This is a genomic window from Dyella solisilvae (genome assembly GCF_003351225.1).
Taxonomy (GTDB): domain Bacteria; phylum Pseudomonadota; class Gammaproteobacteria; order Xanthomonadales; family Rhodanobacteraceae; genus Dyella; species Dyella solisilvae.
In genome coordinates this window covers 148,066-159,795 of the sequence record NZ_QQSY01000002.1, presented here as the reverse complement: position 1 = coordinate 159,795, position 11,730 = coordinate 148,066, and the positions used below count along the sequence as shown (strand labels likewise).

The following is an 11,730-nucleotide window of genomic DNA, read 5'->3' as shown; positions in this document are numbered from 1 at the left end:
GCCGAGACGCTCATGCGTCCTTCGGCGGGGGCTGCTGCTGCGGTGGCTGCTGTTGGGGTTGCTGCTGCTCAGGATTGGCTGCCGGCTTCTGCTTGTTCTCCCAGTTCTGCTGTTCTTCCAGCAGCTCGTCGGGATTGAAGTTCTTCTCCTTCAGGCCCTGCATCTGCTCGATGATCTCGGCCGGCGGATTGCCGTCGTAGAGCTGATACAGGCGCTGCTGACGGTACGCGTCGCGCAGGAAGGCGTAAGGGTCGTAGGCCGAGGCCAGGAAGCTCTCCGCTTCAATGCCGGTCGAGCGCAGCGTCACCAGGTACAGCACGCTCGGCAGGTATTGCTGCCCGTACTCGTAGCTATGGTTGCGTGAGTAGTAGCTCAGCGGATCGAAGAGATAGCTGTCGACCGGCAGGCGCCAGACGTCGCGAACCGTGGTCGGGCCGATGAAGGGCAACACCAGGTAGCCGCCCTCCGGCATGCCCCAGCGGGCCAGGGTGATGCCGAAGTCGGTCTCGTTGAGCGGCATGCCGAGCTTGCTGGCCGGATCGAGGAAGCCGCCGAGGCCGACCGTGAGGTTGACCAGGAATCGTCCGCTGCTTTCGACCGCCATCAGCGGACGGGCCTGCAGCAGGTCGTTGCCCACCGTGATCGGCAGTCGGATGTTGGTGAAGAAGTCGCTGATCGAGCGCCTCACCGGCGGGTTGGTCACCTTGCGGTAGCCCACGGCCACCGGACGGATGATCGCCTTGTCCAACTTGTCGTTGAAGGCGTACATGTTCCGGTTGAATTTCTCGAAGGGGTCGTCCGTGCGCGGCTTGGCGATCGTGCAGCCCGCGAGCAAGGAGATGGCGACCAGCGGCAGGCTGCGCTTCAGGAGTGGGAGCAGGGCGGACGGCATCGTTGGCGACAGTCCCAAGGGCTGGTGAGAATCCAATATTGTACCGCACAGTTTTTTTATAGTGTACGGATACCCGACCATGGTGGGGGGCACGGCTGCAGGCAGCCTGAACCGCGCATCATACGGTGTGCTGCATTGCCAGCAAAGCGGCCTTACGGCTACACTGACCCACGATAAGTCGCTTTATTCTTTAAGGATTTCAGATGGCCCGCATTACCGTCGAAGACTGCCTGCAGGTAGTCGACAACCGATTCGAACTGGTGCTGATGGCGACCAAGCGTGCCCGTCAGCTCTCCAAGGGCGCCGAGCCGGCAGTCAATCCCGATCATGACAAGCCGACCGTGCTCGCCCTGCGCGAGATCGCCGATCGCCGCATCGACCAGGCCACCATCGACGAGATCGACAAGGCCGAGCGCGAGCGCGCCGAGCGCGAAGCGCTGGAGTGGGCCGCCGCCGAGGTTGATGACGACCTCTCCAAGGGTGGGGACGACTGATGGAAGGCGGCGTCTGTAGACAGCGCACCGCAGGCGCCGGCTCGTTCGGCGCTTGGTGCTGCAGCCACGACGTCGCCCTCCTGGTTTCACTCAAACGCTACGAGGCGGTCGCCTGAGCGGGGACCGTACATCCATGCCGGCCGTCACGGATTCCTCCGCACTGGATTCGTCGACGCTGCCGCCGTACGTGCTGGCCCTGAAGGAACGCATTGCCTACCTGCCGGAAGCGCAGGTGGAGCGTGTGGTTCGCGCCTACCAGGTGGGCGCGGTGGCGCACGAAGGGCAGGCCCGCAAGAGCGGCGAGCCCTACATCACCCATCCCGTGGCGGTGGCCGGCATCCTCGCCGAGCTGGGCCTGGACGCCGAGACCATCATCTCGGCGATCCTGCATGACACTCTCGAAGACACGGCGCTGAGCCGGGCCGAGCTGTCCGCCGAGTTTGGCGAGACGGTGGCCGAGTTGGTCGACGGCGTCACCAAGCTGGACAAGATGCGCTTCTCCAGCCGCCAGGAGGCGGATGCGGAGAGTTTCCGCAAGATGCTGCTGGCGATGGCGCGCGATCTGCGCGTCATCCTGATCAAGCTGGCCGACCGATTGCACAACATGCGCACGCTGGGCGCCAAGGACGCGCCGTCGCGCCGCCGCATCGCACGCGAGACGCTGGAAATCTACGCGCCGATCGCCCAGCGCCTGGGCATGAACAAGTTCAAGGCGGAGCTGCAGGACCTGGGCTTCCGCTCGCTTCATCCGGACCGCTACCGCGTCATCAGCGAGCGCATCCGCGCCGCCCTTGGCAACCGGCGCGAGGCGATGGGCAAGATCGAGGCCGCGCTGTCCCAGCGCCTCACGGCCGACCACATCTCCGCGCGCGTGGTGGGGCGCATCAAGTCGCCGTGGAGCATCTATTCGAAGATGCGCAGCGAGCACAAGACGTTCGCCCAGTTGATGGACGTCTACGGTTTCCGCGTGGTGGTCGACTCGGCCATGTCCTGCTACATGGCGCTGGGCGCCGTGCACGGCCTGTACAAGCCGGTGGACCGTCGCTTCAAGGATTTCATCGCCATCCCCAAGGCCAACGGCTACCAGTCGTTGCACACCGTGCTGTTGGGGCCGTTCGGCGCGCCGATCGAGGTGCAGGTCCGCACCGCGGAAATGGACTCGGTGGCCGAGCGCGGCGTGGCCGCCCACTGGGCTTACAAGACCGATTCCGGTCCGGCCAACAGCGCCCAGGCGCGCGCCCGCGAATGGCTGTCCTCGCTGGCCGACAGCCAGGCCCATACGGTGTCCTCGTCCGAGTTCATCGAGAACGTCAAGATCGACCTGTTCCCGGACGAGGTCTATCTGTTCACCCCGCGTGGCGACATCCTGGCCTTGCCGCGCAACGCGACCGCGCTGGACTTCGCCTATGCCGTGCATACCGACGTGGGCGACCACGCGGTGGCGGCGCGCGTTGACAAGAAGCTGGTGCCGCTGCGCACGCGGCTTGAGTCTGGCCAGCTGGTGGAGATCATCACGGCGCCGTCCGCCGTGCCCAATCCGGCGTGGCTGGAATCGGTGGTGACGGGCAAGGCGCGTACCGCGATCCGTCAGTACCTGAAACATCTGCAGCACGAGGATGCGGTGGACTTCGGCCATCGCATGCTTGACCGCGCGCTCGATGCGCTGGGCAGCAGCCTGGACGCCATCCCGCCAGCGGTGCTGGACCGCTTCCTGGAGACAGCCAAGCTCAAGCGACTGGAAGAATTGCTGTCCGACATCGCGCTGGGTAACCGCATGCCGCACCTGGTCGCCAGCCAACTGGTGGCCGCGCGAGGCAAGAAGGCCGCCGACCAGCTGGCGGCGCCGCACGCGTCCGAGAAGATCCGCATCACCGGCGCCGAGCGCGGCGTGCTCAGCTTCGGCAACTGCTGTCACCCGCTGCCGGGCGACGAGATCATCGGCTACCTGTCCTCGGGCAAGGGCATCGTGGTGCATCGCGTGGAATGCCCGAACGTGGTGGAACTGCGCAAGTCGCCGGAGCGCAACGTGGCGATCGAATGGGACCGCGACGTGCAGGGCGACTATCGCGCCGAGTTGCGCATCGAGGTCATCAACCGCCCGGGCGTGCTCGCCACGGTGGCGGCGGCGATCGCCGCCGCCAATTCCAACATCGAGAACGTCGAGTACGTCGAGCGCGATGCCGCGGCGGCCACCTTGCTGTTCGCGCTGGAAGTGAAGAACCGCAAGCATCTGGCCGATGTGATCCGCCGCGTGCGGCGCACCGGCGTGGTGAGCGGCGCCTATCGCTATCCGCTTTAGGGCGAGAAGTGAGTGAAGAGGAGTGAGCAACGAGAGAGTGGGCGCAGGCGCTTCTCTCACTACTCGCTCCTCTTCACTCACTTCTCGCTCTAGACTGTGCGCCTACGCAACTACGAGGCCACCCCATGACCCGCCAGATCATCGCCACCGACAAGGCGCCCGCCGCGATCGGCCCGTATTCGCAGGCCGTACGTGCCGGCAATACGGTGTATTTCTCCGGTCAGATCCCGCTCGATCCGGCCACTGGCACGATGGTCGAAGGCGACATCGCCATGCAGGCGCGCCGCGTGTTCGAGAACCTCAAGGCCGTGGCCGAGGCCGCCGGTGGCTCGCTCGACAAGATCGTGCGCGTGGGTATCTACGTGACCAACCTGGGCCACTTCGCCACCGTCAACGAGGTGATGGCCGAGTACTTCCACGCGCCGTACCCTGCGCGCTCCACCATCGAGGTTTCGGCATTGCCGAAGTGCTCCGACGTGGAAGTCGATGCCGTGATGGTGCTCGACTGATCGAGCGGCGTTGCGGGCGCCCACAGCCTGTGGGGCGATGCCGGCTGCGCGCCGGCGTCGTGCTCGGTTAGGCTTGCCCGATGTCGTCCCGTCGCGTCGGCGCCACCATCGCTCCCGTGTCCGATCCTGGCGCCACGCCGGTCTCGGCGCTGCCCGGCGTCGGCCCCGCGCTGGCCGAGGCGCTGTCGCGGCTGGGGCTGGAGCGGGTGCAGGATCTGTGGTTCCACCTGCCGCTCCGCTACGAGGACAAGACCAGCATCACGCCCATCGCTGACCTGCGCCCGGGTGAACGCGCCCAGGTCGAGGGCGTGATCGAGGCGGTGGAGCGGGGCTTTCGCTACCGCCCGCAGCTAACGGTGGCCATTGGCGATGACTCGCACCAGACCCTGGTGCTCCGTTTCTTCCATTTCCGTCGCAGCCAGTCGGAGCAACTGCAACCTGGCACGCGCCTGCTCTGTTACGGCGAGGTGCGCCAGGGCGCGCGCGGACTGGAGATGGTGCATCCGCAGTACCAGCGACTCGGTGATGACGAGCGCGCCTCCGTCGACGAGCTTCTGACGCCGGTCTACCCGACCACCGAGGGGCTGGGACAGAAGCGCCTTGCTGGCGTGATCGCCAAGGCGCTGGCGCTGCTGCCGCCGGATGCCCAGCTCGAACTGATTCCGCCGGCGCTGTGCGTGGCCCATGGGCTTACCTCGCTGCGCGAGGCCCTGCTGTACGTGCACCGCCCGCCGCCGGATGCCCACCTGGGTCAACTCACCACCGGGCGCCACCCGGCCCAGCAGCGCCTGGCCTTCGAGGAACTACTGACCCAGCACCTGAGCCTCAAGCGCATGCGCGCCGCCGTGCGCCGCCGCCATGCACCCAGCCTGCGAGGTACCGGTCAACTACGGGAACGCCTGCTGGCAAGCCTGCCGTTCGGCCTCACTGGCGCACAGCAGCGTGTCTCGGCCGAGATCGCCGGCGACATCGCCCAGCCGCGTCCGATGTTGCGGCTAGTCCAGGGCGACGTCGGCAGCGGCAAGACGATCGTGGCAGCCCTTTCGGCGCTGGCGGCGGTGGAGTCCGGCCAGCAGGTCGCCCTGATGGCCCCCACGGAGCTGCTGGCGGAACAGCACCTCCACCATTTCCGTCACTGGCTCACTCCGTTGGGCATCGAGGTCGCCTGGCTGGCTGGCAAGGTGGCGGGCAAGGCGCGCCAACAGGCGCTGCAGCGGGTGGCTGCCGGTGCGCAGGTGGTGATCGGCACGCATGCGCTGATGCAGGAGGGCGTGGCCTTTGCCCAACTGGGCCTGGTGATCGTGGACGAGCAGCATCGCTTCGGCGTGCAGCAGCGGCTCGCGCTGCGCGACAAGGGCGCCGACCACGACAGCGGCCTCGTGCCTCATCAGCTGGTGCTCACGGCTACGCCGATTCCTCGCACCCTGGCCATGAGCGCCTATGCCGATCTCGACGTCTCGGCCATTGACGAGCTGCCGCCGGGGCGTACGCCGGTGCAGACCATTGTTATATCCAACGCGCGTCGCGTCGAAGTGATAGAGCGCATTCATGCGGCCTGCCAGGAAGGCCGGCAGGCTTACTGGGTCTGTACGCTCATCGAGGAGTCCGAGCAGATGCGCGCGCAGGCTGCCGAGGTCGCGCATGCCGAGTTGTCGGCGGCGTTGGCTGATTGCCGCATCGGACTCATCCATGGGCGCATGAAGCCGAAGGAAAAGCAGGCCGTGATGGACGCCTTCAAGGCCGGCGAGCTGTCCGTGCTGGTGGCCACCACGGTGATCGAGGTAGGCGTGGACGTGCCCAATGCGAGCCTGATGGTGATCGAGAACAGCGAGCGTCTTGGGCTTGCGCAGCTGCATCAGCTGCGTGGGCGAGTGGGGCGTGGCGCCATCGCATCCAACTGCGTGTTGCTCTACCAGCCTCCGCTGGGGCAATTGGCGCGCGAGCGCCTGCAGGTGATGCGGGAGACCAATGATGGCTTCCGCATCGCGGAGAAGGATCTCGAACTGCGTGGGCCGGGTGAAGTGCTCGGCACGCGGCAGACCGGTCAGCTGAGTTTCCGCATTGCTGACCTTGCGCGCGATGCGCATTTGCTGCCGGCGGTGCAGGAGGTGGGAGCGCTTCTGCTGGCGCAGCATCCGCAGCAGGCGGAGCAGTTGATTGCACGTTGGATCGGTGGCGCTGCGCGATATGCGCATGCGTGAAGTCGGCTGTTGGTTCTCTCGTATTGCATAGCGTCTCCTGAGTTCGTCATCCCTGATGAGGGAGGGGGCAGGGCACGCCCTGTTCGCGTTTCCTTTCCTAACTCGTCATCCCTGCGGAAGCAGGGATCCAGTGACTTTGCTCTTTGCTTTTGATTCGACGTGATCGCGATCTGGCTCGCCTGCGGCGGGCTTCCGCTGCCCTGCCGGGCAGCGGGTTACTTCTCTTTGTTTGGCCAAAGAGAAGTAACCACCGAGATGGTGGCAATGCCAAGAGAAAGGCCACCCCGATGACGCGCCCCTGCGGGGTCGCGGCCGGGAGGCGGGGTGGATCGACAGGGCGTCCTGCCCTGACGATCCACTGGCCGGCATCCGTGCCGGCCACCCTGCGGGCTGTTCCACCTCCCGCCCGCTCGCGCCATAGGGGAGGGGAGGTCAAAAGCCAGAACGGCAAACCAAGAGCCAAGAGCCAAGAGCCAAGAGCTCAGACCTCAGAGCTGAGAGCTGACAGCTGACAGCTGAGAGCTGAGAGTGGACTCGTCCTTGTAGGAGCGCATCCTGTGCGCGAACGCCTTCGGAAATCACCCCCCACACTCGCGCATAGGATGCGCTCGTACAGAGAGCTACGAGGGGTTTCGCGAAGCGATGTGCCGCGAAGCGGCACGAGCCTGCACCTGATCCCCTGTGAGGCGGTGAGGGGCGGACGATCAGGCCCCGCAGGGGTGCCTGGCATGGGCGCCAGGCACTTTTCGTCCGCGCAGGAGCCCGGTCGAAAAGCCCGGCCGCCCCTCACGGACTGGGTGGGCTGCAAGCCCGGCCAGCGCCGAGTGGGGTGCTCTTTCTTTTGGCATTGCCACCATCTCGGTGGTTACTTTTCTTTGAGCAAGCAAAGAAAAGTGACCCGGCCTCCGGCAGGAGGACGGAAGCTCGCCGCAGGCGAACAAGCCGGCAGTCCGGGCCGAGGGGCACCACGACCAATTTCCAATCCACGGTCACCCCCCCCGCACGGGGGTATGCCTTCCCCACACAAACTTCTAAGCTTCCCGGTTCTCACCTCCCGACGACGCACCATGACCACTCCACCACTGCTGATCGACACCGACCCCGGCGTTGATGACGCGCTCGCCATCCTGATGGCGCACGCGCACACCGATGTGCTGGGATTGACGATCGCCGCCGGCAACGTTGGCTTGCGGCACACAGTGCGCAACGCGCGCACGCTGGTGGATCTGGTTGGCAAGCCCACACCAGTGTTCGCTGGTTGCCCGACGCCCCTCGTGCGCCTGCCCGAGGAGGATGCCGTGCATGTGCACGGTGCCGACGGCCTGGGTGACGTCGGTTTTGCCGAACCGAAAGCGGTGGCTGCCGACGAGCACGCAGTGCAGGCCATCCTGCGCCTCACGCGCGAGCATCCCGGCCTGACGCTCGTGGCCTTGGGCCCGCTGACCAATCTCGCGCTGGCCGTGCGACTGGATCCCACGCTCCCGCAGCGCGTGGAGCGTCTGGTGATCATGGGCGGCGCCGTGACCGGCCTCGGCAACACGGGTCGAATTCCCGCCGAATTCAACATCGGCTTCGATCCGGAAGCGGCGCACGTGGTGTTCGAGTCGTTTCCGCGCTTCGACCTTGTCGACTGGGAAGTCGTGTTGCGGCACGCGTTCGATGACGATGAGTTCAACGGCTGGCTCGCCGCAGGCGATCCCCGCGCCACGTTCTTCGAACAGGTGTTCGGCACGGCGCGTGCGTTCAACGCCAAGCGTGGTCGCCGCGGCGTAATTGCAGCCGATGCGCTGGCGATGGCGGTCGCGATTGATCCGGCGATGGTCACGCGCATGGAAGAGCGGCACGTCGCCGTGGAACTCGACGGCCGCCTGACCCGCGGCGCCACCGTGGTGGACTGGTCGGCGCGGCTGGGCAAGCCGGCCAATGCGCGCATCGTGATGTCGGTGGACCAAGCCCGTTTCGGCGCCATGGTGCGCCGGGCGCTGGGGGCCTGAAACGCCCTGCATTGGGGGCTGGATAGGCCAAGTCACTGAGCTACTTGCCAATGACTCCGATCTGTAGTTAAAATGCCGCTCTTTTCACCCACCGCTTTGAGCCAGTCATGAAGCCCGATACCCATCCGAATTATCGCCCGGTGGTGTTCCAGGACCTGTCGTCCGATTTCGCGTTCCTTACGCGTTCGACGATTGCCACCAAGGAAACCGTCAAGTGGGAAGACGGCAACGAGTACCCGCTGATCAAGGTGGATATCTCCAGCCATTCCCATCCGTTCTACACCGGCAAGCAGAAGTCGCTGGACACCGGCGGCCGCGTCGACAAGTTCCGTCGTCGCTACGCGCAGAAGTAATCGCGCGGACAAGCTTGCGATGACGCCGCGCTCATGCGGCGTTTGCGCGGAATCACACGGGGCGAGCCACGGCTCGCCCCGTGCTTTTTTTCGCACGCAGCATCCGACTATCCGATAGGGTATGTGGACGAGCCGGTATGCGATAATGGGCGGCGAGGTGTCGCAACCATCCCCCTGCGGCATCAACCCTACCTCGCCGGCCTTCGTTGTATGTGGCTGGCCGGCGATGCCATTTCGTGAAGGAGGTTTTCCGTGTCCGAATCCAAGATCGTCAAGTTGGTGGATGAGTCGACCAACCGCAGCAGTGAACTTCCCCTGCTCAGCGGCACCCTTGGTCCTGCATGCATCGACATCGGCACGCTGTACAAGGACACGGGCCACTTCACCTACGACCCGGGTTACGGCAGCACCGCCAGCACCAAGAGCGCCATCACCTATATCGACGGCGACGAGGGCGTGCTGTTGTACCGCGGCTACCCCATCGAGCAGCTGGCGGAGAAGTCCTCGTTCCTCGAGACCTCGTACCTGCTGCTGAACGGCGAACTGCCCACCAAGGACCAGTTCACCCAGTTCGAAGACCAGATCACGCATCACACGATGATGCACGAGTCCCTGAAGGACTTCTTCAAGGGCTTCCATCACGACGCGCACCCGATGGCCATGCTGGCCGCCTCGGTGGCGTCGCTGTCGGCCTTCTATCACGACGATATCGACGTCGATAACGCCGAAGACCGCAAGCTGGCCGCGATCCGCCTGATCGCCAAGATGCCGACTATCGCCGCCGCCTGCTACCGCTACTCGATCGGCTGGCCGTTCCGTTATCCGCGCAACAACCTCGAGTACGTCAACCGCTTCCTGCACATGATGTTCGAGGTGCCCAGCGAGCCGCTGGAGCTGAGCCCGGTGGCCGCCAAGGCGCTGGACCTGCTGTTCATCCTGCACGCCGACCACGAGCAGAACGCCTCCACCTCCACGGTCCGTCTGGTCGGTTCGACCGGCGCCAACCCGTACGCCTCCATCGCCGCGGGCATCACCGCGCTGTGGGGTCCGGCGCACGGCGGCGCCAATGAGGCGGTGCTGAAGATGCTTGAGGAAATCGGTTCGGCCGACAAGGTCGAGACGGCCGTCAAGCGCGCCAAGGACAAGAACGACAACTTCCGCCTGATGGGCTTCGGCCATCGCGTCTACAAGAACTTCGACCCGCGCGCCAAGATCATCCGCGAGATGACCCACAAGGTGCTCAACGAGCTGGGCATCAACGACCCCCTGCTCGACGTGGCGATGAAGCTGGAAGAGGCGGCGCTGAAGGACGATTACTTCGTCGAGCGCAAGCTGTACCCGAACGTCGACTTCTACTCGGGCATCATCTACAAGGCGCTGAACATCCCGACCGAGATGTTCACCGTGATGTTCGCCATCGCGCGTACCTCCGGCTGGATTGCGCACTGGATCGAGCAGCACGAAACCCCGGGCGCCCGCATCGGCCGTCCGCGCCAGATCTACACCGGCGCCAACGTCCGCGACTACGTGGCGGCCGACAAGCGCTGATCGCAGCCTGACCTGTGATGCAAAAACGCCCCGGGAGACCGGGGCGTTTTTGTTGGCGCGGCTGGCGTATCAGCGAAGCGCCGATGACAGCATGCGTTCGAACTCGTCGTCGTTATCGGCAGTGGCCAGCAATTCCTCCACGGTCGCCAGGGAGGCGCGCCGCATGGGCTTCTCGTCGATGCGGTCCAGCGGCGGCTGTCGCAGCGCGTCGCGCGGCAACACGGTGAGGTCGAATGGCACCCCATCGGCGGAGAACAGCAGCACCGGGTACTCCACCTGCTCGTCGCGGCTCGTACGCAGTCGCCGCGTCTGTTGGGTCAGGGGGACGCCGCGTTCCTGAAGGAACAGCACTACGGCTTCGGCGTTGTCGCTGAACAGGTGCAGGCACACCGCCGAATGGGCGTCCGCGGTGCCGTCCAGCACCGCGCCGACCAGGCGCGGATCGAAGTGCTCGAGGAAGCGCATGGCCTCCACGGCGGCCTCGCGGCGGTCCTGCAACAGCTGTGGCTGGGTATCGGCGTGGAAAATGCGCTGGTGCTCGCGCAGCGCTTCCTCGATCTCGTTGTTGCGCGGCAGCGCCTGCGCTTCGAGTATGCCAAGCCGCTCGGCGGCCTTGACCTTGGCGTGGTGGTAGTCGCGGATGCCATGCTCGCTCATCAGGCGCGCCGCCTCCTGGGCGACGCGCCGGCGATTGCGCTGCAGGCGATCCTGCGCGTGGATGCGATGGTGTTCGCCTCGTGCCATGCCTCAATCCTCCGGCAATCTGGCGCTCGCCGGGATCGGCGAACGCGGGCGGCAGGCGAGGGCTAGGCTCCGCGCTGCCGACGATTAAAAGATGTCGTAGGCGTGCTGCTGGTCCTGATCCTCCTGCTGCTGGCTGGCCTGGTTGCGGAGCCGGTCCACGTCCTCGACCTTGAAGATCTCGGACATGCTGTTCGGGTCGCCGGCGCCGGCCGGCAAACCGCTGGAACGGTCGATCTGCACCGTACTGATACCGGGCGGCATCGGCAAGAGCGCCGAGGGCTGGTCCTTCAGGGCCGCCGCCGTGTAGATCATCCAGATCGGCAGGGCGGCCTTGGCGCCGAACTCGCCCTTGCCCAGCGAGCTGAAGTCGTCGAAGCCCACCCACACGGTAGTCACCAGGTTGCCGTTGAAGCCGGCGAACCAGGCATCGCGGTGTTCGTTGGTGGAGCCGGTCTTGCCGGCCAGGTCGTCGCGACCCAGGGCGCTTGCGGCGGCGCCGGTGCCACGCTTGACCACGTCCTGCATGAGCGAGGTGACCAGGTAGTCGTTGCGCACATCGATCACCTGCGGCGCCAGCACCGGCGCGTGGGTGCCTTCGCCATGGGCATCGGCGGGCAGCACCGCGTCGCCGACGCCGGCCACGCTGCCGGAAACGGCCGGGCTGCCGGCCGAACCGGCCGCGGCGACCGCATTGGC

Annotated in this window: 9 protein-coding genes and 1 pseudogene; 7 read left to right on the top strand and 3 right to left on the bottom strand. The window is 65.8% G+C overall.

What is annotated here, in order from left to right:
* Window positions 1-10: 10 nt before the first annotated feature.
* On the bottom strand, window positions 11-892 hold the full coding sequence (locus tag DVT68_RS08010) for an MlaA family lipoprotein (RefSeq protein ID WP_114824564.1): 882 nt from the start codon (window positions 890-892) through the stop codon (window positions 11-13).
* 203 nt (window positions 893-1,095) lie between these two features.
* On the opposite strand from DVT68_RS08010, the gene rpoZ reads away from it, so the two are divergent.
* From rpoZ to DVT68_RS07975, 7 genes are all read left to right on the top strand, one after another.
* Complete coding sequence (gene rpoZ / locus DVT68_RS08005) at window positions 1,096-1,386, top strand: DNA-directed RNA polymerase subunit omega (RefSeq protein ID WP_038614834.1); 291 nt, start codon at window positions 1,096-1,098, stop codon at window positions 1,384-1,386.
* Window positions 1,387-1,519: 133 nt separating this feature from the next.
* Window positions 1,520-3,685 (top strand): RelA/SpoT family protein, encoded by a 2,166-nt coding sequence (locus DVT68_RS08000; protein ID WP_114824563.1) that lies wholly within the window; start codon window positions 1,520-1,522, stop codon window positions 3,683-3,685.
* Window positions 3,686-3,810: 125 nt separating this feature from the next.
* Window positions 3,811-4,194 (top strand): RidA family protein, encoded by a 384-nt coding sequence (locus DVT68_RS07995; protein WP_114824562.1) that lies wholly within the window; start codon window positions 3,811-3,813, stop codon window positions 4,192-4,194.
* An 80-nt stretch (window positions 4,195-4,274) separates the two neighbouring features.
* Complete coding sequence (gene recG / locus DVT68_RS07990) at window positions 4,275-6,395, top strand: ATP-dependent DNA helicase RecG (protein WP_114824561.1); 2,121 nt, start codon at window positions 4,275-4,277, stop codon at window positions 6,393-6,395.
* A 1,067-nt stretch (window positions 6,396-7,462) separates the two neighbouring features.
* On the top strand, window positions 7,463-8,389 hold the full coding sequence (locus tag DVT68_RS07985; protein ID WP_114824560.1) for a nucleoside hydrolase: 927 nt from the start codon (window positions 7,463-7,465) through the stop codon (window positions 8,387-8,389).
* A 107-nt stretch (window positions 8,390-8,496) separates the two neighbouring features.
* Window positions 8,497-8,742 (top strand): type B 50S ribosomal protein L31, encoded by a 246-nt coding sequence (locus DVT68_RS07980; protein WP_114824559.1) that lies wholly within the window; start codon window positions 8,497-8,499, stop codon window positions 8,740-8,742.
* Window positions 8,743-8,994: 252 nt separating this feature from the next.
* Window positions 8,995-10,290: a citrate synthase gene (locus DVT68_RS07975; RefSeq protein ID WP_114824558.1), complete on the top strand. Its 1,296-nt coding sequence runs from the start codon at window positions 8,995-8,997 to the stop codon at window positions 10,288-10,290.
* Window positions 10,291-10,359: 69 nt separating this feature from the next.
* On the opposite strand, the gene DVT68_RS07970 is transcribed toward DVT68_RS07975, so the two are convergent.
* Both DVT68_RS07970 and DVT68_RS20685 read right to left on the bottom strand, forming a co-directional pair.
* Window positions 10,360-11,034, bottom strand: a complete 675-nt coding sequence (locus DVT68_RS07970; RefSeq protein WP_114824557.1) for a hypothetical protein — start codon at window positions 11,032-11,034, stop codon at window positions 10,360-10,362.
* 84 nt (window positions 11,035-11,118) lie between these two features.
* Window positions 11,119-11,730, bottom strand: a pseudogene (locus DVT68_RS20685) (penicillin-binding protein 1A); the annotation flags it as partial.

What these genes read in the sequence shown, in the direction of transcription:
- DVT68_RS08010 (WP_114824564.1), bottom strand. Translation starts at nt 892, where the DNA reads ATGCCGTCCGCCCTGCTCCCACTCCTGAAGCGCAGCCTGCCGCTGGTC.
- rpoZ (WP_038614834.1), top strand. Translation starts at nt 1,096, where the DNA reads ATGGCCCGCATTACCGTCGAAGACTGCCTGCAGGTAGTCGACAACCGA.
- DVT68_RS08000 (WP_114824563.1), top strand. Translation starts at nt 1,520, where the DNA reads ATGCCGGCCGTCACGGATTCCTCCGCACTGGATTCGTCGACGCTGCCG.
- DVT68_RS07995 (WP_114824562.1), top strand. Translation starts at nt 3,811, where the DNA reads ATGACCCGCCAGATCATCGCCACCGACAAGGCGCCCGCCGCGATCGGC.
- recG (WP_114824561.1), top strand. Translation starts at nt 4,275, where the DNA reads ATGTCGTCCCGTCGCGTCGGCGCCACCATCGCTCCCGTGTCCGATCCT.
- DVT68_RS07985 (WP_114824560.1), top strand. Translation starts at nt 7,463, where the DNA reads ATGACCACTCCACCACTGCTGATCGACACCGACCCCGGCGTTGATGAC.
- DVT68_RS07980 (WP_114824559.1), top strand. Translation starts at nt 8,497, where the DNA reads ATGAAGCCCGATACCCATCCGAATTATCGCCCGGTGGTGTTCCAGGAC.
- DVT68_RS07970 (WP_114824557.1), bottom strand. Translation starts at nt 11,034, where the DNA reads ATGGCACGAGGCGAACACCATCGCATCCACGCGCAGGATCGCCTGCAG.